The sequence below is a fragment of the Caballeronia glebae genome (assembly GCF_001545035.1).
Lineage (GTDB): Bacteria > Pseudomonadota > Gammaproteobacteria > Burkholderiales > Burkholderiaceae > Caballeronia > Caballeronia glebae.
Window position 1 is genome coordinate 80,151 of sequence record NZ_FCOJ02000013.1, and the last position, 19,374, is coordinate 99,524.

At 64.0% G+C, this 19,374-nt stretch carries 18 protein-coding genes; 5 read left to right on the forward strand and 13 right to left on the reverse strand.

The window, feature by feature from the left end:
- Positions 1-75: 75 nt before the first annotated feature.
- The 3 genes from AWB82_RS11615 (at position 76) to purB (ending at position 3,273) form a co-directional block, all read left to right on the forward strand.
- Positions 76-1,101 (forward strand): aminoglycoside phosphotransferase family protein, encoded by a 1,026-nt coding sequence (locus tag AWB82_RS11615; RefSeq protein ID WP_086967284.1) that lies wholly within the window; start codon positions 76-78, stop codon positions 1,099-1,101.
- Positions 1,102-1,107: 6 nt separating this feature from the next.
- Positions 1,108-1,809: an N-acetylmuramate alpha-1-phosphate uridylyltransferase MurU gene (gene murU, locus AWB82_RS11620; protein WP_086967285.1), complete on the forward strand. Its 702-nt coding sequence runs from the start codon at positions 1,108-1,110 to the stop codon at positions 1,807-1,809.
- A gap of 75 nt (positions 1,810-1,884) precedes the next feature.
- The gene (purB, locus tag AWB82_RS11625; RefSeq protein ID WP_200818085.1) at positions 1,885-3,273 is read left to right on the forward strand and encodes an adenylosuccinate lyase; all 1,389 of its coding nucleotides are present in this window, start codon (positions 1,885-1,887) and stop codon (positions 3,271-3,273) included.
- A gap of 43 nt (positions 3,274-3,316) precedes the next feature.
- Here the strand turns inward: purB and AWB82_RS11630 are convergent, their stop codons facing one another.
- The 4 genes from AWB82_RS11630 to edd all read right to left on the reverse strand — a co-directional run bounded on the left by AWB82_RS11630 (position 3,317) and on the right by edd (position 8,275).
- Positions 3,317-3,814, reverse strand: coding sequence for a gluconokinase (locus AWB82_RS11630; protein ID WP_086967287.1), 498 nt, complete (start codon positions 3,812-3,814; stop codon positions 3,317-3,319).
- 10 nt (positions 3,815-3,824) lie between these two features.
- Complete coding sequence (locus AWB82_RS11635) at positions 3,825-5,189, reverse strand: GntP family permease (protein ID WP_086967348.1); 1,365 nt, start codon at positions 5,187-5,189, stop codon at positions 3,825-3,827.
- Positions 5,190-5,614: 425 nt separating this feature from the next.
- On the reverse strand, positions 5,615-6,247 hold the full coding sequence (eda, locus tag AWB82_RS11640) for a bifunctional 4-hydroxy-2-oxoglutarate aldolase/2-dehydro-3-deoxy-phosphogluconate aldolase (protein WP_086967349.1): 633 nt from the start codon (positions 6,245-6,247) through the stop codon (positions 5,615-5,617).
- A 78-nt stretch (positions 6,248-6,325) separates the two neighbouring features.
- A complete protein-coding gene (edd, locus tag AWB82_RS11645) occupies positions 6,326-8,275 on the reverse strand; it encodes a phosphogluconate dehydratase (protein WP_086967288.1) in 1,950 nt (649 codons plus the stop codon).
- Between the two features lie 300 nt (positions 8,276-8,575).
- Here edd and AWB82_RS11650 point away from each other — a divergent pair, with 300 nt between their 5' ends.
- The gene (locus tag AWB82_RS11650; protein ID WP_086967289.1) at positions 8,576-9,415 is read left to right on the forward strand and encodes a MurR/RpiR family transcriptional regulator; all 840 of its coding nucleotides are present in this window, start codon (positions 8,576-8,578) and stop codon (positions 9,413-9,415) included.
- A 27-nt stretch (positions 9,416-9,442) separates the two neighbouring features.
- On the opposite strand, the gene AWB82_RS11655 is transcribed toward AWB82_RS11650, so the two are convergent.
- The 9 genes from AWB82_RS11655 to AWB82_RS11695 all read right to left on the reverse strand — a co-directional run bounded on the left by AWB82_RS11655 (position 9,443) and on the right by AWB82_RS11695 (position 18,719).
- Positions 9,443-9,859 carry a CopD family protein gene (locus AWB82_RS11655; RefSeq protein ID WP_086967290.1) on the reverse strand — a complete coding sequence of 139 codons (417 nt, stop codon included), beginning with the start codon at positions 9,857-9,859 and terminating at the stop codon, positions 9,443-9,445.
- 22 nt (positions 9,860-9,881) lie between these two features.
- Positions 9,882-11,153: a glutamate-5-semialdehyde dehydrogenase gene (locus tag AWB82_RS11660; protein WP_086967291.1), complete on the reverse strand. Its 1,272-nt coding sequence runs from the start codon at positions 11,151-11,153 to the stop codon at positions 9,882-9,884.
- A 107-nt stretch (positions 11,154-11,260) separates the two neighbouring features.
- Positions 11,261-12,352, reverse strand: a complete 1,092-nt coding sequence (holA, locus tag AWB82_RS11665) for a DNA polymerase III subunit delta (RefSeq protein WP_086967292.1) — start codon at positions 12,350-12,352, stop codon at positions 11,261-11,263.
- Positions 12,353-12,374: 22 nt separating this feature from the next.
- Positions 12,375-12,968 carry an LPS-assembly lipoprotein LptE gene (locus AWB82_RS11670; RefSeq protein ID WP_086967293.1) on the reverse strand — a complete coding sequence of 198 codons (594 nt, stop codon included), beginning with the start codon at positions 12,966-12,968 and terminating at the stop codon, positions 12,375-12,377.
- On the reverse strand, positions 12,968-15,562 hold the full coding sequence (leuS, locus tag AWB82_RS11675; protein ID WP_086967294.1) for a leucine--tRNA ligase: 2,595 nt from the start codon (positions 15,560-15,562) through the stop codon (positions 12,968-12,970). Before leuS ends, AWB82_RS11670 begins: the two co-directional genes overlap by 1 nt.
- A 326-nt stretch (positions 15,563-15,888) precedes the next feature.
- A complete protein-coding gene (locus AWB82_RS11680) occupies positions 15,889-16,317 on the reverse strand; it encodes an ExbD/TolR family protein (RefSeq protein ID WP_086967295.1) in 429 nt (142 codons plus the stop codon).
- Positions 16,318-16,325: 8 nt separating this feature from the next.
- Entirely contained in the window at positions 16,326-16,991 is a 666-nt protein-coding gene (locus AWB82_RS11685; protein ID WP_086967296.1) for a MotA/TolQ/ExbB proton channel family protein, read from the reverse strand.
- A gap of 13 nt (positions 16,992-17,004) precedes the next feature.
- A complete protein-coding gene (gene dapB / locus AWB82_RS11690) occupies positions 17,005-17,802 on the reverse strand; it encodes a 4-hydroxy-tetrahydrodipicolinate reductase (RefSeq protein WP_086967297.1) in 798 nt (265 codons plus the stop codon).
- A 119-nt stretch (positions 17,803-17,921) separates the two neighbouring features.
- Positions 17,922-18,719, reverse strand: coding sequence for an outer membrane protein assembly factor BamE (locus AWB82_RS11695; RefSeq protein ID WP_086967298.1), 798 nt, complete (start codon positions 18,717-18,719; stop codon positions 17,922-17,924).
- 175 nt (positions 18,720-18,894) lie between these two features.
- Here AWB82_RS11695 and fur point away from each other — a divergent pair, with 175 nt between their 5' ends.
- The gene (gene fur / locus AWB82_RS11700) at positions 18,895-19,323 is read left to right on the forward strand and encodes a ferric iron uptake transcriptional regulator (RefSeq protein WP_086967299.1); all 429 of its coding nucleotides are present in this window, start codon (positions 18,895-18,897) and stop codon (positions 19,321-19,323) included.
- Positions 19,324-19,374 lie beyond the last annotated feature (51 nt).

The following is a 19,374-nucleotide window of genomic DNA, read 5'->3' on the forward strand; positions in this document are numbered from 1 at the left end:
GGTGCCAGGCGTGAAACGGATTGCTTAAAAAAGTCGTGGGGTATTATATGGCAAGATGTTTGGCCTCTCGAATTTATGACCCACATTCCTTCCGACGCACGCCTCAATCAGCTTCGCTCCTGGCTCGAAAACGTCGCCGGACCGTACCGGCTGAACGTCGCGAGTCTCGCTCCCGCCTCCACCGATGCCAGCTTTCGCCGCTATTTCCGCGTGCAGAGCGATTCGCCGTTCGGCAAGACGCTCATCGCCGTCGACGCGCCGCCGCCCGAAAAGTGCCGCGAGTTCGCGCAAGTCGCCGGGCTGCTGGAAGCGGCGAACGTGCATGTGCCGAAAGTTCTGGAAACGGATTTCGACGCCGGTTTCATGCTGCTCACCGATCTCGGCACGACGACTTACATCTCGGTTCTCGACGAAAAGAACGCGCGACCGATGATGCGCGCCGCAATCGACACACTCATCCGCTTTCAGCAAACCGCGCGCGAAGGCGTGCTGCCGCCCTTCGACGAGGCGTTCCTGCGCCGCGAGATGGAACTCATGCCCGAGTGGTTCATCGGCCGCCATCTGGGCCGCGAAGTCTCCGCCGAGGAACGCAAGACGCTCGACAGCACCTTCGCGCTGCTCGCGCAAAGCGCGCTCGCGCAGCCGCGCACCTTCATGCTGCGCGATTACATGCCGCGCAATCTGATGGTGTGCGAGCCGAATCCGGGCGTGCTGGATTTTCAGGACGCGGTATACGGCCCGATCACCTACGACATGGCCTCGCTCATGCGCGACGCGTTCATCAGCTGGGACGAAGAGTTTCAGCTCGATTGCGTCGCTTATTACTGGGAACGCGCGAGGAAGGCCGGACTGCCCGTCGATGAGGATTTCGGCGAGTTCTATCGCCAGCTCGAATGGATGGGCCTGCAGCGGCACATCAAGGTGCTTGGCCTGTTCGCGCGCATTCATTATCGCGATGGCAAGCCGCGTTATCTCGCCGACCTGCCGCGCTTCATCGGCTATGCGCGCAAGGTCGCGGAGCGTTACGCGCCGTTGTTTCCGTTCGCGCGTCTGCTCGATTCGCTCGAAGGCCGCGCGGCCGAAGTCGGCTACACCTTTTAATCCACGATGACGCACGCTTTGAACACGGCGATGATCTTCGCCGCCGGACGCGGCGAACGCATGCGCCCGCTCACCGACACCTGTCCGAAACCATTGCTCGCGGTCGGCGGCAAGCCGCTCATCGTGTGGCAGATCGAGCGCCTTGCGGCGGCGGGCGTCGAAACGGTCGTCATCAATCATGCGTGGCTCGGCGAGCAGATCGAAAGCGCGCTGGGCGACGGTTCGCGATGGCGCGTCGATTTGCGCTATTCGGCCGAGACCGAAGCGCTCGAAACGGCGGGCGGTATCGCGCAGGCGCGACATCTGATCGGCGACGGCGTGTTCATCGCGGTGAGCGGCGACGTATTCTGCGATTTCGATTACGCGAGCTTGCGCGAGCGGGCCGCGAAACTCGCCTCGATGAACGCGCCCGGCATGCATCTCGTGATGGTGCCGAATCCGCCGTTTCATCCGCGAGGCGACTTCGCGCTGAACGACGGCGCGCTCGCGCTCGACGGCGAGCCGCGCTACACCTTCGGCAACATCGGTCTCTACGACACGCGCATGTTCGACGATCTCGCGCCGGGCTCGCGCCGCGCGCTCACGCCGTACTATCGCGAAACCATCGCGGCCGGGCGCGCGAGCGGCGAACTCTACGAAGGCCGCTGGGAAAACGTCGGCACGCCCGCGCAGCTCCGGACGCTCGACGAGGAACTGCGCGCACGCTGAGCGTCAGGGATTGGGACGCATCCGATGGTAAAATGCGCGGTTCTTCCGTCTTTTCCTTCCGGCTGCGCCTCGACCATGTCCGATATCCGTCCCGATACCCTCTTTGCGCTCACCGCGCTCTCGCCGCTCGACGGCCGTTACGCCGCCAAGACCGAAGCCTTGCGCGACTGGCTTTCCGAAGCCGCGTTCATGCGCCATCGCGTGACGGTCGAAATTCACTGGCTGATCGCGCTGTCGCGCGCGGGTTTCGCGGAAGTGCCGCGCTTCTCCGAGGCGTCCGAACAATTCCTGCTGAGCCTCGCCGAACGCTTCACCGCGCACGACGCGGCGCGCATCAAGGACATCGAGCGCGTCACGAATCACGACGTGAAGGCCGTCGAATACTGGCTCAAGGAATCGGTCAAGGGCCAGCCGGAACTGGAGCGCGCGAGCGAATTCATCCACTTCGCGTGCACATCGGAAGACATCAACAACACGTCGCACGGCCTGATGCTCGCCGGCGCGCGCGAACGCGTGATTCTGCCGGCGCTGCGCTCGGTGTATGAGCGCCTCGTGAAGCTCGCGCACCTGCACGCCGAGCAGCCCATGCTCTCGCGCACGCACGGCCAGCCCGCCAGCCCGACGACGCTCGGCAAGGAAATGGCCAACGTCGCGGCGCGTCTTGCGCGCGCGATCCAGCGCATCGAGAAGGTCGAACTGCTCGGCAAGATGAACGGCGCGGTCGGCAACTTCAACGCGCATCTGTCGGCGTATCCGGAATTCGACTGGGAAGCGTTCTCGAAGGATGTCGTCGAGAATCGCCTGAAGCTCACGTTCAATCCGTACACGATCCAGATCGAGCCGCACGACTACATGGCCGAACTGTTCGACGCCGTCGCGCGCGCGAACACGATCCTGCTCGACCTCGATCGCGACGTCTGGGGCTATATCTCGCTCGGCTACTTCAAGCAGCGGACGAAGGCCGGCGAAATCGGCTCGTCGACGATGCCGCACAAGGTCAATCCGATCGACTTCGAGAATTCGGAAGGCAATCTCGGCTTGGCGAACGCGACGTTGCGCCATCTCGCCGACAAGCTGCCGCTCTCGCGCTGGCAGCGCGATCTGACCGACTCGACGGTGCTGCGCAATATCGGCGTCGCGTTCGGCTACTCGCTGCTCGCATACGACGCGTTGATTCGCGGCCTCGACAAGCTCGAAGTGAACGCCGCGCGTCTGAACGAAGATCTCGACAATACCTGGGAAGTGCTCGCGGAACCGGTGCAGACCGTGATGCGCCGTTACGGCATCGAGAATCCGTACGAGCAGTTGAAGGAGCTGACGCGCGGCAAGGGCATCACGCGCGAGGCGCTGCAGACGTTCATCGGCGGGTTGGCGATTCCGGCCGACGCGAAGAAGCTGCTGCTGGACATGACGCCGGGGTCGTATATCGGCAAAGCGGTGGAGCTGGCGAAGCGCATCGCGTAAGTCGGCTGGAAGTGAAAAGCCCCGGAAAATCCGGGGCTTTTTTTCATCCACGCGTCTTCAATTTCTCAAGCACGTTATCGACGATCTGCTCGGGCGTGAGTTCGATGCTTTCCGTGATCGCCTCGTCGTCGCCGGGCTCTTCCAGCGTGTCCAGCTGGCTCTGCAACAGCGACGGATCGAAGAAATGTCCGGTGCGCGAACCCAGACGCTCGCGCAGCACATCCATCGTGCCGTGCAGATAGACGAAGCACACGTCGCGGTCGCCGTCGCGCAGCACGTCGCGATATGAGCGTTTCAGCGACGAGCACGTGAACACCGCCGTCTCGCCCGCGCGCTGCTTCTCCACAATCGCGGCGCGGATGGTTTTGAGCCACGGCCAGCGGTCGTCGTCGGTCAGAGGGATGCCCTTGTGCATCTTCTCCTTGTTCGCGGCGCTGTGGAACGCGTCGCCGTCGGTGAAGGCGCAGTGCAGCCGCTCCGCCAGCATCTCGCCGATGAGGGATTTGCCGGCGCCCGACACGCCCATTGCGATCAGAATCATCGAAGTCTCCTTACACGACCGCCGCGAGCGCGAAGGTCAAACCCAGTCCCAACAGGGAAATGATCGTTTCGAGCAACGACCATGTCTTGAACGTCTGACCGACCGTCATCCCGAAATACTCTTTGATCAGCCAGAAGCCGCCATCGTTCACATGCGAGAAGATCAGCGAGCCGGAGCCGGTGGCGAGCACCAGCAGTTCGGGGCTCGTGTGACCGCCCGCAGCCGCGGCGATCGGCGCGACGATGCCGCAGGCCGTGGTCATGGCGACCGTAGCCGAACCGGTCGCGAGACGGATCAGCGCGGCGACGAACCAGCCGAGCAGCAGCGGCGACAAGCTCGCGGACGACGCGCTCGACACGATCTGCTGCGAGATTCCGCTATCGCGCAGAACCTGGCCGAAGCCGCCGCCCGCGCCCACGATCAGCGTGATGCCCGCGATCGGCGCGAGACATTCGCCGCAGAACTTCTGGATCTGCTCGCGGTTGAAGCCCTGCTTCGCGCCGAAGGTCCAGAAGCTGACCAGCACGGCGATCAGCAGCGCCATATCCGACTGGCCGATAAAGCGCAGCAGATCGTTCGGCAGCGTTTTCGGCGTGAAGACGAGATCCGCCCAGCTTCCGATCAGCATGAGGATGACCGGCAGCAAAATGGTGAACAGCGTCACGCCGAAACTCGGCAGTTCGCGCTTCTTCGCGGTGTCGCCATGCTTTTGGGTGAACTGGTCGGCGAGCGCGTTGGCGTCCGGCAGCTTCACGTATTTGTGAATCAGCAGCGCGAACAGCGGACCCGCGACGATTGCCGTCGGCACGCCGACGATCAGACCGTAGGCGATCGTCTTGCCGATATCGGCGTGATACGCCTGCACCGCGAGCAACGCGGCCGGGTGCGGCGGAATCAGGCCGTGCACGACCGAAAGGCCGGCGACCATCGGCAGACCGATCAGCAGCAGCGACTTGCCGGTGCGTTTCGCGACGTTGAACGCAATCGGAATCAGCAGCACGAAGCCGACCTCGAAGAACACCGGCAAGCCGACGATGATCGCGACGACCATCATCGCCCAGTGAATGTTCTTTTCGCCGAACAGATTGATCAGCGTATTGGCGATACGCTCGGCGCCGCCCGATTCGGCCATCATCTTGCCAAGCATCGTGCCCAGACCGACGACCACGGCAATGTGGCCGAGCGTGTTGCCGTTGCCGGTTTCGAACGATTTGACGATCTTGTCCATCGGCATGCCGACCGCGAGGGCCAGCAAAACGGACACGATCATGAGAACGAGGAACGGGTAAACCTTATAGCGCGCGATCATCAGGATCAGAACTGCGATCGCGATCACCGCGTAGAGCAAAAGCATGCTCCCGTGGACGGCTGGCATGACGCCTCCTTTGATTTCGTTGAGGTTGTTTTTCGCGCCATGGGCGCGTTTGCCGTCGCTGCGCTGCACACATCGGCAATGTCCGGCAAACGCGCACAAGGCGGTGGGCAACGGAATTTTACTTTGTAAGGCGGAGAATCGGGCGGCCGGTGTGCAAAAGCCGCTGGCGGGGCGGGCGGTGGCTGAAAGTCGATTGAGGCGGCGGGCGGAAAGCCGCGATTTCGCCGCACGAGCCGGGGCTTGCCACGGTCAGTCGCGCCGTCCAGATTGATAGGAGTACCAATCTATGTGATTCTGGCGAACGCTATTTGCGAACGCACGGTCGAAGAAATTCCGGCGTGCGGAAAATCGTCGTTTCGGATTCGACGATCTCCAGAAGAAACGGGCGGCCGCATCGCCGCCCGCGCCGGCCACGAATGACCGTCTTACTTGTGCGGAGCCAGCTCGCTCGCGGCACGCGCGAGACGCGTGACTTCTTCCCAGTTCTGCGCGGCGAGCGCGGCCTTCGGCGTGAGCCAAGAACCCCCCACGCACACCACGTTCGGTTGCGCGAGGAAGTGCGTCGCGGTTTCCGCCGTGATGCCGCCCGTCGGGCAGAACTTCAGGTTCGGGAACGGCCCGTAGAACGCTTGCAGCATCGGAATGCCGCCCGCCTGCTGCGCCGGGAAAAACTTGACGATCTCGTAACCCAGTTCCAGCGCCGTGATGATGTCGGAAGGGGTCATCACGCCCGGCAACAAGGGCAATCCGGCATCCTGCGCGGCCTTGTGCATGTCCTTCGTTAGGCCCGGCGACACGCCGAACTGCGCGCCCGCCTTTTTCGCCTGCGCGCAATGCTCGGGCTTCGTGATCGTGCCGACGCCGACGACGATATCGTCCGCCAGTTGGCTCGCGCGCTCGATCGCGCCGATGCCCGCCGGCGTGCGCAGCGTGATCTCCAGCACCTTCACGCCGCCCGCGTGAAGCGCACGCGACACATGCTCGCCCTGCTCGATCGTTTCGAAAGCGAGGACCGGAATCACCGGTCCCAGACGCACGATTTCGCTTACCGTTTTCATTTGATGCAACTCCTGGTTTTTGTGCGGCATCTCTTCGATTTGTCCGCGGGTTTCTCTCAGGCTCCAGCGGCCATTCGTTCAGTGATGCGTCGCATGCGCCTTGTTCAGCGCCGACGCCGCCGCGCGTGCATTGTCACGAAGCGGGTTTTTTCCGCGCGAGGCCGGGCCGTGCGTCTCGCTGCCATCGGCAGGCGCCGCGCCGATCAACGCGCCGAACACCGAGGCGCCCTCTTCCGCCGGCAGCGCCGCGGCGCGGAACACGCCGAACAATTCGCGGCCGAAACCGGCTTCGTTCTCGGCCTGATGCAGCGGCGCTTCGACTTCGCGCGCGTCCCATTCCTTCGCCTCGATTTCGATGTCGAGCACGCCCGCGGGCGCGTCGATCACGAGCATGTCACCGGTTCGCACCTTGCCGAGCGGCCCTTGCAACAGCGCCTCGGGCGACACGTGAATCACCGCCGGCACCTTGCCCGACGCACCCGACATGCGCCCGTCCGTGACCAGCGCGACATGAAAGCCCTGATCCTGCAGCACGCCCAGGAGCGGCGTCAACCGATGCAGTTCCGGCATGCCGTTCGCGCGCGCGCCCTGAAAGCGCACCACGGCGACGAAATCGCGCTTCAGCTCGCCCTTGTCGAACGCTTCCTGCACTTCTTCCTGCGAATTGAAGACGATAGCCGGCGCCTTCACGACACGATGCTCCGGCGCGACCGCCGAAATCTTGATGACGCCGCGTCCGAGCTTGCCCTGCATCAGCCGCAAGCCGCCGTCCGGCTGGAACGGCTCGCCGATGCCGCGCAGCACCTTCGTGTCGTGGCTTTCGGCGGCACCGTCGACCCATTGGAGTTTGCCGTCGATGAGCTTCGGCTCTTGGGTGTAGAGCGACAGCCCCTTGCCGACGACCGTTTGCACGTCTTCGTGCAGCAGGCCGCCTTCGAGCAGATTGCGCACCAGGAACGCGACGCCGCCCGCCGCGTGGAAATGGTTCACGTCGGCCTTGCCGTTCGGGTAGATTTTCGCGAGCAGCGGCACGGCTTGCGAGAGCACGTCGAAATCGTTCCAGTCAATGATGATGCCCGCCGCCCGCGCGATCGCCACGAGGTGCAGCGTGTGATTGGTCGAGCCGCCGGTTGCGAGCAACGCGACGATGCCGTTCACAATGGCTTTCTCGTCCACAACGTGGCCGATCGGCGTGTAGTTGCCGCGTTCGAGCGTCAGATCGAGCACGCGGCGCGCCGCCTCGGCGGTGAGCGCATCGCGCAATTCCGTGTGCGGATGCACGAACGCCGCGCTCGGCAGATGCAGGCCCATCACTTCCATCAGCATCTGATTGCTGTTGGCCGTGCCATAGAACGTACAGGTGCCGTGGCCGTGGTACGCCGCCGCTTCGGCTTCGAGCAGCGCGCCGCGATCGCACTGACCGGTCGCGAATTCCTGACGCACCTTCGCCTTTTCGTCGTTGGTGAGGCCGCTCGTCATCGGACCGGCGGGGACGAAAATGGTCGGCAAATGGCCGAACTGCAGCGCGCCGATGGCGAGTCCCGGCACGATCTTGTCGCACACGCCGAGGCACAGCGCGGCGTCGAACATGTTGTGCGTGAGCGCGACCGCCGTGCTCATCGCGATGACTTCGCGCGAAAACAGCGACAGTTCCATGCCCGCATTGCCCTGCGTGATGCCGTCGCACATCGCCGGCACGCCGCCCGCGAACTGCGCAATGCCGCCATGCTCGCGCGCCGCCTGCTTGATGATGTCCGGGAAGCTCTTGTAGGGCGCGTGCGCCGACAGCATCTCGTTATAAGACGAAACGATGCCGATGTTCGGCTCGCGCACCGCCTTGATCGCGAATTTCTCCTGCCCTTCGAGACCGGCGAAGCCGTGCGCCAGATTCGCACAGGACAGCGCGCCGCGCGCCGGGAACTTGCCGTGGGCGGCGTCGATTCGTGCAAGATAGGCCGCGCGCGTCGGCTTGCTACGCTCGATGATGCGGTCGGTGACTTTTTTGAGTTGCGAATGCGGGGAAACCATCGATGCTCCTTCGTCTCACTCCCGGCGCGCCTGCCGTCGAGGTTGGGTTGTGATATTGCGAGGAACGGCGTCTCGGATCGTTTTTCGTCGTGTAGCCGTGCGTTGCAATGTTAGTAGAAAAACTACATGGATTCAACGTCGAATTTGCATTGTTTATTAAGCGATCACCTAGACCAAACACCTTTCCATCATGCTTTTCAGGGATTTCCCTAAGTCTCTCGAACACCGTCATGTAGTATTTGTACAAGCTTGATGATCAGCTATAGTCCCAAGCAATTTTCAGCATAGGCGAGATTTCCGATGTTGCTGTCCCAAGTCGAAGCGATGCGCGAGCAACTGCGCCCGTCCGAGCGCAAGCTGGCGGATTACGTGCTGGAAGCGCCGCGCGAGGTGCTCGATCTGTCGATGACCGATTTCGCCGCGCGCGCGGGCGTGAGCCAGCCGACCATCGCGCGTTTTTGTCAGGCGCTCGGCTTTTCGGGTTTTCGCGAATTCAAGATCCGTCTTGCTCAAGGGGTAGCAGCGGACGTTCCCACCGTCTATCGCGACGTGCGCACCGACGAGCCGGCCGCCGGCGTGGCCGCCAAGGTGCTCGACCGGACCATCGGCGCGCTGATCCAGGTGCGCAACAGCCTGTCGTCGGACAGCGTGGCGGCCGCCATCGCGATTCTCGCGGAAGCTACCCGCATCGAGTTCTACGGCGCGGGCGGCTCGGGCATCGTCGCGCTCGACATGCAGCACAAATTCTTCAAGCTGGGCGTGCCGTCCGTCGCGTACTCGGACCCGCACACGTACACGACGTCGGCGGCGCTATTGCGCGCGGGCGATGTCGTCGTGGCCATCTCGAACACCGGCCGCACCAAGGACATTCTCGACGCGTGCAGATCGGCGCTGAACGGCGGCGCGAAAGTCATCGCGATCACGCACGGCAACTCGCCGCTCGCGCGCGCGGCGAGCGTCGGCCTGTTTGCGAACGTCGACGAGGACACGGATATTTTTTCGCCGATGACATCGCGCGTTTCGCATCTCGCGATCGGCGACATTCTGGCGGTGGGACTGGCTTTGGCCCGCGGACCCGAACTGGCGGAGAAGCTGGCGGAAGCGAAAGACGTGCTGGAGAGCCGGAGAGTGGGAACGTGAGCCGGCTGCGCGGCCCACGCGAAACGATCAGAACGGCTTGACGACCGCGAGCAGCGTCGCGCCGAGAAGCCCGAGCACCGGCAGTTCATTGAACATGCGGTACCACTTGTCCGAGCGCTTGTTCTCGCCACGCTGAAACGTGTGCAGCAAGCGCCCGCAATACGCGTGATAGGCGATCAGCAAAACGACGATGGTCAATTTCGCGTGCAGCCAGCCCTGCCCCGCGCCGATGCCCACGACGAGCCACAGCCACAGCCCGCAAGCGAGCGCGGGCACCGCGATGAACGTCATGAAGCGGAAAAGCTTGCGCGCCATGAGCAGCAGGCGCGCGGTGGCGGCAGGGTCGGTTTCCATCGCGAGGTTCACGAAAATACGCGGCAGATAAAACAGTCCCGCGAACCATGAAGCGATGAGCACGATATGCAGCGATTTGATCCAGAGCATCGTTCTTGTTGTAAGTTTTCGCTTATTGGCGCACTTCGCCGCGCCCGAGCACGACGTATTTGAGCGACGTCAGGCCTTCCAGCCCGACCGGTCCGCGCGCATGCAATTTGTCGTTCGAGATGCCGATTTCCGCACCGAGCCCGAACTCGAAGCCATCGGCGAAGCGCGTCGACGCGTTGACCATCACGCTCGCCGAATCCACTTCGCGCAGAAAGCGCATCGCGCGGTCGTGGTCTTCGGTGACGATCGCGTCCGTGTGATGCGAGCCGAAGTTGTTGATGTGCTCGATCGCCTCGTCGAGATCGGCGACGACCTTGATCGCCAGCACCGGCGCGAGATATTCCGTGCTCCAGTCCGCTTCGGTTGCATCGACGAGCCCGCCGATATTGGCCGCTTCGAGCACCGCCCGCGCCTGACCGTCCACGCGCAACTCGACGTCCTTCGCCTGGAAAGCGCGCGCCAGTTGCGGCAGCGCCTCGTTCGCGACGCCGCGCGCGACAAGCAACGTTTCCATCGTGTTGCAGGTGCCGTAGCGATGCGTCTTCGAGTTGTCGCAAATGACCGCGGCCTTTTCGAAATCGGCGCGGTCGTCGACGTAGACGTGACAGATGCCGTCGAGATGCTTGATCATCGGCACGCGCGCTTCTTCCATCAAACGCGCGATCAGGCTCTTGCCGCCGCGCGGCACGATGACGTCGACGAATTCGGTCATGGTGATGAGCTTGCCGACCGCCGCGCGATCCGCCGTCTCGACGACCTGCACCGCGTCCTGCGGCAAGCCCGCCGCTTCGAGCCCGACGCCGATCAGTTTCGCGAGCGCCGTGTTGCATTCGAGCGCCTCGGAACCGCCGCGCAAAATGGTCGCGTTGCCGGATTTGAGACACAGCGCGGCGGCGTCGATGGTCACGTTCGGCCGCGATTCGTAGATGATGCCGATCACGCCGAGCGGCACGCGCATTTGCCCGACCTGAATGCCGCTCGGACGGAACTTGAGCCCGCTGATCTCGCCGATCGGATCGGCCAGCGCGGCCACCTGCCGCAAGCCTTCGACCATCGTGTGCAGCGCTTTGTCGGAGAGCGTCAGGCGGTCGATGAACGCCGCGTCGTGGCCCTTCGCGCGCGCGCGGGCGAGATCGCGGGCATTCGCTTCCTTGAGCACTTCGCGCTCGCGCTCGATGGCGTCGGCCACCTTGATCAGCGCCGCATTTTTCGCCGCCGTCGACGCCCGCGCCATTGCGCGCGACGCCTTGCGTGCGCGGCGGCCGAGGTCGGTCATGTATTGATCGATGTTCATCGTGAGTCTCTTCCGTATGCGCTTTCCGGGCCGCTTTCATGGCCGAAGCGTCGATGCGCTCATTCTAAGCTGTCGCGAAGATTGCAACAGCGCGTGACAGAAGCGTCCTAGCGACGAGGTCGTGGCGCCGGCGCGGATTGCGCTGGCTTGCCGCCGTGCGCGACCGCCATCGCCAGTTCGAACATGCCGGCCCACGGGTCCGGCGGCGGCTCGCTGCCACGCTTGCCCGTGCTGCCCGAAAGTCCCTTCACCTGCCGATCCAGTTGCGCCGCGAGCGACAGCGCCTTTTCCAGCGCTTCGTCCGTCACGCGCGAGAGCGCCGGGCCGATCAGCCGTTCGCGCGGTCCCCAGACACGGTTCTCGCGCATGAGCGTCGCGAGCGGCTTGCCCGATGCGACGCCGCGCTTGATGCGCAGCAGCGTGCGCACTTCCTCGACGAGCGCCCAGAGCACGAGCACCGCGGCCTCGCCTTCGCCCTTGAGACCATCGAGCATGCGCGCGAGGCGGCCGACATCGCCCGTCAGCATCGCCTCGTTGAGCTTGAACACGTCGTAGCGCGCGACGTTCAGCACGGCGTCGTGAATCTGCTCGAAAGTCAGCACGCCCTCGGGATACAGCAGCCCGAGCTTCTGGATTTCCTGATGCGCGGCGAGCAGATTGCCTTCCACCCGTTCCGCGATGAACGACAGCGCGCGCCGTCCTTCCTCGTCTGGCGCCACGCGCTGGCCTTGTTGCGCGAGCCGCTGGCCGACCCACATCGGCAATTGCGCGCGCTCGACCGGATCGATCTTCATCGCGACGCCCGCGCCGAGCAACGCCGTGAACCAGCCCGACTTTTGCGTCGCGCTGTCGAGACGCGGCAGCGTGACGAGCGTCACGACGTCCGGATTGCCGGCATCGGCGAGCGTCTTCAGCGCTTCGGCGCCTTCCTTGCCCGGCTTGCCCGTGGGAATGCGCAATTCGATCAGTTGACGGTCGCCGAACAGCGACATCGACTGCGTCGCCCCCATGAGCGCGCTCCAGTCGAAACCGCGCTCCACGGTGAATACCGAGCGATCCGTGAACCCGCCCGCGCGCGCGGCGGCCCGAATGCGGTCGCACGCTTCCTGCGCGAGCAGATGCTCGTCGCCGTAGACGACGTACAGCCCCTTCAGGCCTTTCGCGAGATGCGCTTCGAGCGCGTCGAGCTTCAGTTGCATGATGCCGGGCGAACGCGGACGATCAAAGCGGCGGCACCGGCAGCGGCGCGCGCGGCGCGACGCCCGGTGTCTGCTCGCTCGGCGTCGGATGCAGCGAACGCACTGTCGCGAGACGGCGCGTCAACTGGTCGACGGCGTCGTTGCGCATGTCGTTGTAGAGCAGTGTCGATTCCTGTGCCTTGGCGAGCGTGTACTGATCGCTGTAGGTCATCGAACGATTCAGCGCGATCACGCTGGGCGGAATCAGCAAGGTGCCGTCGGCGCCGAGCAACATGTAGTTCAGCGTAAGGACGAGTTCGTATTCCTGGATGACGCCCTGCGCGTTCAGGCTCAGCGTGCGCAATCCTGTGCCTTCGGACAGGTTGAGCGTCGCGTCCGGCTTCTCGAACGGCTTGACGATCACCGTGTCGCTGCCGCCCTGAACCATGCGCTCCAGGCGCGCGACCATCTGCGGCGTGCCGCCGCTGATCGCGAGCCGCTTGAACGCGTAGTCCTGCTGGCCGCGAAGCTGAAAGCCGCACGCGGACAGCATCGCCGCGCCGCCGAGCAGCGTGAGAAACGAGCGCCTGCTCGTGCTGACTTTGCCGGACACATCCACTCCCTTGGTTTTGCGCATCAGACGACCACGTTGACGAGACGCCCCGGCACGACGATCACCTTCTTCGGCGCGCGGCCTTCCGCGAACTTCTCGAACATTTCGTGCGCGACCGCGGCCTTTTCGATGTCTTCGCGCGACGCGTCCTTCGCGACCGTCAGCGAGCCACGCACCTTGCCGTTGACCTGCAGCACGAGTTCGATCTCCGACTGCTCAAGCGCGGCTTCGTCGACCTTCGGCCAGGGCGCATCGAGCAGCGGGCCGAATTCCTTCTCGTAGCCGAGTTCCGACCACAACTGGAACGTGACGTGCGGCACCACCGGATACAGCACGCGCAAGAGCACACCGAAGGTTTCGTTCAGCGCGCCCGCGCCCGCGTTCTTCGCGCCTTCGACCGCGTTGAGCATTTTCATCGCGGCGGACACGACCGTGTTGTACTGCAGACGGCCGTAGTCGAAATCGGCCTGCTTCAGCACGGTGTAGATCTCGCGGCGCAGCGTTTTGCCGGCGTCGTCGAGCTTCGATGCATCGAGCTTTGCGTGCTGGCGCAGCGCATCGGCGTTGTCGTGCGCGAAGTGCCACACGCGGCGCAGGAAGCGGCTCGCGCCTTCCACGCCCGCGCCGGACCATTCGAGCGACTGCTCGGGCGGCGCGGCGAACATCACGAAAAGACGCGCGGTATCCGCGCCGTATTGATCGATGAGCGTCTGCGGATCGACGCCGTTGTTCTTCGACTTCGACATCTTCTCCACGCCGCCGAGCACGACCGGCTGACCGTCCGCGTTCAGCGTCGCGCCGGTCGGACGGCCCTTGTCGTCGTGCGCGACAGCGACGTCGAGCGGGTTGTACCAGGTCTTCTTGCCGCTCGCGTCCTCGCGATAGAACGTTTCGTTCAGCACCATGCCCTGCGTGAGCAGGTTCTTCGCCGGCTCGCCGAACTTGACGAGGCCCATGTCGCGCATGACCTTGGTCCAGAAGCGTGAGTACAAGAGGTGCAGAATCGCGTGTTCGATGCCGCCGATGTACTGATCCATCGGCATCCAGTAATCGGTGCGCTCGTCGACCATCGTCTGCGCGTCCGGCGCGGTGTAGCGCGAGAAGTACCAGGACGAATCGACGAAGGTGTCCATCGTGTCGGTTTCGCGCTTCGCCGGCGCGCCGCACTTCGGGCACGCGCAGTTCAGGAACGCTTCGGACTTCGCGAGCGGATTGCCCGTGCCGTCCGGCACGAGGTCTTCCGGCAGCACCACGGGCAGGTCTTTTTCCGGCACCGGCACGTCGCCGCACGACGGACAGTGGATGATCGGAATCGGCGTGCCCCAGTAGCGCTGGCGCGAGATGCCCCAGTCGCGCAGACGCCACGTGACCTGCTTGTCGCCGAAGTTCTTCGCTTTCAGATCGGCGGCGATCGCGTCGATCGCTTCTTCCGTCGTCAGACCGTCGTACTTGCCGCTGTTAATCAGGCGGCCGGCGGTCTTGTCGCCGTACCATTCTTCCCACGCGTCGGTCGAATAGGTCTTGCCCTCGACGCCGATCACCTGATTGATCGGCAAGCCGTATTTCTTCGCGAACGCGAAATCGCGCTCGTCGTGCGACGGCACGCCCATGACCGCGCCTTCGCCGTAGGACATCAGGACGTAATTGCCGATCCACACTTCGACCTGCGCGCCCGTCAGCGGATGCGTGACGAAGAAGCCGGTCGGCAAGCCCTTCTTTTCCATCGTCGCGACGTCGGCTTCCGCCACGCCGCCGCGCTTGCATTCGTCGATGAACGCCTTAAGCTCCGCGTTGTCGCGCGCGAGGCGCGTGGCGAGCGGATGCTCAGCCGCGACCGCCGCGAAGGTGACGCCCATGATGGTGTCGGCGCGCGTGGTGAACACGCGCAGCAGCTTCGCTTCGCCATCGATTTCATACGGGAAGCCGAAATTCACGCCGAAGCTCTTGCCGATCCAGTTCTGCTGCATGATCTTGACGCGCTCGGGCCAGCCGAGGCCTTCGAGATCGTCGAGCAGTTGATCCGCGTAATCGGTAATGCGCAGGTAGTACATCGGGATTTCGCGCTTTTCGACGAGCGCGCCCGAGCGCCAGCCGCGCCCGTCGATAACCTGCTCGTTCGCGAGCACGGTCTGGTCGACCGGGTCCCAGTTCACCGTGCCGGTCTTCTTGTACGCGATGCCCTTTTCCAGCATCTTCAGGAACAGCCACTGGTTCCACTTGTAGTAGTCCGGCGAGCAGGTGGCGACTTCGCGCGACCAGTCGATGGCGAGGCCCATCGACTGCATCTGCTTCTTCATGTACGCGATGTTGTCGTAGGTCCACTTCGCCGGCGGCACGTTGTTCGCCATCGCCGCGTTTTCGGCGGGCATGCCGAACGCGTCCCAGCCCATCGGCATGAGCGTGTTGTGGCCGTTCATGCGCAGATAACGGTACATCACGTCGTTGATGGTGTAGTTGCGCACGTGCCCCATGTGCAGCTTGCCCGACGGATACGGCAGCATCGACACGCAATAGAACTTGGGCTTGTCCGACTTCTCGATCGACCGATAGACGTCGTTCGCGCGCCAGTTGCTCTGCGCGGCGGATTCGACGTCGGCGGGTACGTATTTATCGTGCATGGTGTGGTGGCTTTACGCTAATGCTGGAAACGGACCTCGGGCCTGCCGCTTTCGACTCGATCTACTTCGAGCGGACGGCCCGCGCGCCGCGCCGGGTTTCCCGGAGGACGCGAACGGCGCATCGTCGGATTCGGGCCTGCTGGCTGTTGCAAGGCTTGGCCGGACGGGCAAAGGGCGATTATACCGTCCTGCTCACCCGCACCGGCGCACTGCCGCCCTTTCGCGACGCGCGATTCACGCTACTGAAGCAAAGTTTGCGCATCGCGCGGGCGAACCGCAATTAGGCCGTTCGGCCTAGGCCGAATCTGAGAAAACGCGTGTCAGCGCTACGGTTTCGCCGCCGCGGCGGGCTGCGTGACGAAGCCGATGCGCGCGAGACCCGCTTGCTGCGCCGCGCCCATCACCTGCGCGATGACGTCATAGCGCGTCGCACTCGACGCGCGCAAATGCAGTTCCGGCTTCTGCGCGCCTTTGCCGGCGTCGGAGAAACGCGCCCGCATCTGATCGAACGTGACGGGCGTCTCGTTCCAGAAAAGCTTGCCGGCGTCGTCGATGGACAGCGTGATGGTTTGCGGCGTCTCGCGCGCGGGTTGCGACGCGACTTTCGGCAGATCGAGCCGGATCGCGTGCGTGAAAAGCGGCGCGGTGATGATGAAGATGACGAGCAGAACGAGCATGACGTCGATGAGCGGCGTCATGTTGATCTCCGCCATCGGCGCGCCGTTGGATTGCTTGTCGAGTCCGCCGAAGGCCATCGCCGCGCCTATTCGGACGGACCGCACACGAATGCATGCAGATCGTGCGCGAAGCCGTCGAGCTCCTCGGAAATCTGCCGCACGTAGCGACCGAGAATGTTGTACGCGAGCACGGCGGGAATCGCGACGACGAGCCCGAACGCCGTCATGATGAGCGCCTCGCCGACCGGTCCGGCGACGTTCTCGATCATCGCCTGCCCGCTCGCCGCGATGCTCGAAAGCGCGTGATAAATGCCCCAGACCGTCCCGAGCAGGCCGACGAACGGCGCCGTGCTGCCCACCGATGCGAGCAGAACCTGACCGAATTCGAGCCTGCGTTGCGACCGCAGCAATGCATGACGCAGCGCGCGCAGCACGCGCTCGCTGCGCTCGACGCGCGCGAGCAAGGCACCGGGCATTTCAGCTTCCGATGCGCGCCACGCAGCCTCGGCGAGCGGCAGAAACACACGCTCGCGATCCGCGCGCTGCAATGCGCCGATACCGTCTTTCAGACTCGGAGATTGCCAAAAACGCTGCAATGCGCGCGGACCTTGCCACTTGGCGCGCGCGAGAATCCACGCTTTCACGAGCAGGAAACACCAGCTCGCGAGCGACATCGCGAGCAGCAGCCCCGCGACCGCGTGCGTCACGGCATCGCCGGATTGCAGATAGTGGAGAACGCCCGTTGCCGCCATCGTCGATAAATGATCAGCGCAGGCCGAGCACGTCTTGCATGTCGAAGAAACCCTTGTCGTGTCCTTGCAGGAACCGCGCGGCGCGCAGTGCGCCTTGCGCGTAAGACAGGCGGCTCGCCGACTTGTGCGTGATCTCGACGCGCTCGCCGATGCCCGCGAAGAGCACCGTGTGATCGCCGACGATATCGCCGCCGCGAATCGCGGAAAAGCCGATGGTCGAGGGATCGCGCTCGCCCGTCACGCCTTCGCGCGCGTACACGGCGCAGTCTTTCAGATCGCGGCCGAGCGCGCGGGCGATCACCTCGCCCATGCCGAGCGCGGTGCCCGACGGCGCATCCACCTTGTGACGATGATGCGCCTCGATGATCTCGATGTCGTAGCCGGTCGCGAAATGCTTCGCGGCGAATTCGAGCAGCTTCAGCGTGACGTTCACGCCGACGCTCATGTTCGGCGCGAACACGACGCCGATCTTCTCGCCCGCCTGCTTCAGTTGCGCCTTCTGCTCGTCCGAAAAGCCGGTCGTGCCGACGATCATCTTCACGTCGTGGCGCAGCGCCGCTTCGAGATGCGCCATCGTGCCTTCGGGACGCGTGAAGTCGATGAGGTATTCGGCGTCGGTGAAAACGCGCTCGATGTCGTCCGTCAGCGCAACGCCCGTGGTCTTGCCGAGGAACGCGCCCGCGTCCTGCCCGAGTTGCGGCACGCCGGGGCGGTCGAGTGCGCCGACGAGTTGCGCTTCGGGATCGTTGAGAACGGTTTCGATCAGCATCCGGCCCATGCGGCCCGACGCGCCGGCAATGGCGATCTTCATGGCAGTCTCGTGTTGAACCGCGCGCGGCACGCGCGATGGATGATGCGAATGGGCTGTGCGGTTGAAGCCGCGCCGGGTCGGCACGCCCGGCGCGGCTTCATCCTTTTTCGGCTAACTGCTTACTGGCTCGGCGGCGGCACATAGAACTGCGCCTGGCCGCTCGCGTTGGCGGGCGTCGGCGACGAACCCGCCGGGCCAACCGCGCTGCTGTCCGGAATGTTGATCGGCTGCGGGCGGCGATGCAGCTGGATCTGCGAGTTGGTGCCCGAACTGTTGGTGGAACCCGGCGCACCGCCCGAGCTCGTCGGCGCGCTGCTGAATGCCGAGGAGCGCTGACGCCCCTCCGGCATCTCGACTTGCGCCGTAGCACGATTCGCGGCCTGCGCGGCCTCCTGGTTCGCATCGCCCGCAAATGCGGCCGCCGCGTTCGGCTGCGTAGACGGCTCGCCGACCGGCGCTCTCACTCCGGACGCCGACGCCACCGCCGATGCCGCCGCGGGTGTCGCGGCCTTCGCGACCTTGACGCCCTTGTCGCCGTCGATTTCCGCGAGCAATTCGAGATTCGACGGCAGATTCTCGCCGCCCGACCAGCTCACGACGCGATCGCTCGCGAAGTTCACGACGAAGTCACGCTGCTGAACGACGGATGTCGACCCACGCTTGAAATAGAACACGTAGTCCCAGCGATCGGCGTGGAACATGTCGGACAACAGTGGCGTGCCGAGGATCTGTTTCACCTGGTCACGCGACATGCCGACCTGCATCTGCGCCGCGGCTTCCGCCGAAACGAAGTTGCCTTGCACGACCGTGATTCGATACGGTGTGATGCTTTGCGCGATCTTCTGCGTGACGCTGTCGTACGTCGAGCAGCCGGCGAGCAATGCGACCAAGGTTGCTGCTATTACGGTTCCCCGCATGCGACGGCTCTCCCTGCAATTCGATAAAGATTCTGAAAACATTTCACCTTTCACGCGTGGCGCTCCCAGACCGCACTCTTTTCGTCCGATTCGCCTTGACGCCGCTTGGGATGTCAGGAATGGGCAAAACGCATTACTATGAGAACCTTGAATTGTACTCTAGGGATGCCTAGCCATGACCAATCCCGCCGATCTCAAAAATATCGGGCTCAAGGCGACCCTGCCCCGCCTCAAGATTCTCGAAATCTTTCAGCACAGCACGGTGCGCCATCTGACCGCTGAAGACGTGTATCGAAGCCTTCTCAACGAAGAACTCGATATCGGTCTCGCGACGGTTTATCGCGTGCTCACGCAGTTCGAGCAAGCCGGACTGCTGTCGCGGAGCAATTTCGAATCGGGCAAGGCCGTCTTCGAACTCAACGAGGGATCGCACCACGATCACCTGGTGTGCATCGATTGCGGCCGCGTAGAAGAGTTCTTCGATGCCGAGATCGAACGCCGTCAGCAATCGATCGCGAGCGAACGCGGTTTCAAGATCCACGAGCATGCGCTCGCGCTGTACGGCGCATGCACGAAGGAAAACTGCCCGCACCGCAAGCATTGAGGTTCGCGCGCCGGCCTTCGGCGAGCGGATGAAAAAACCGCCGTCCATCTC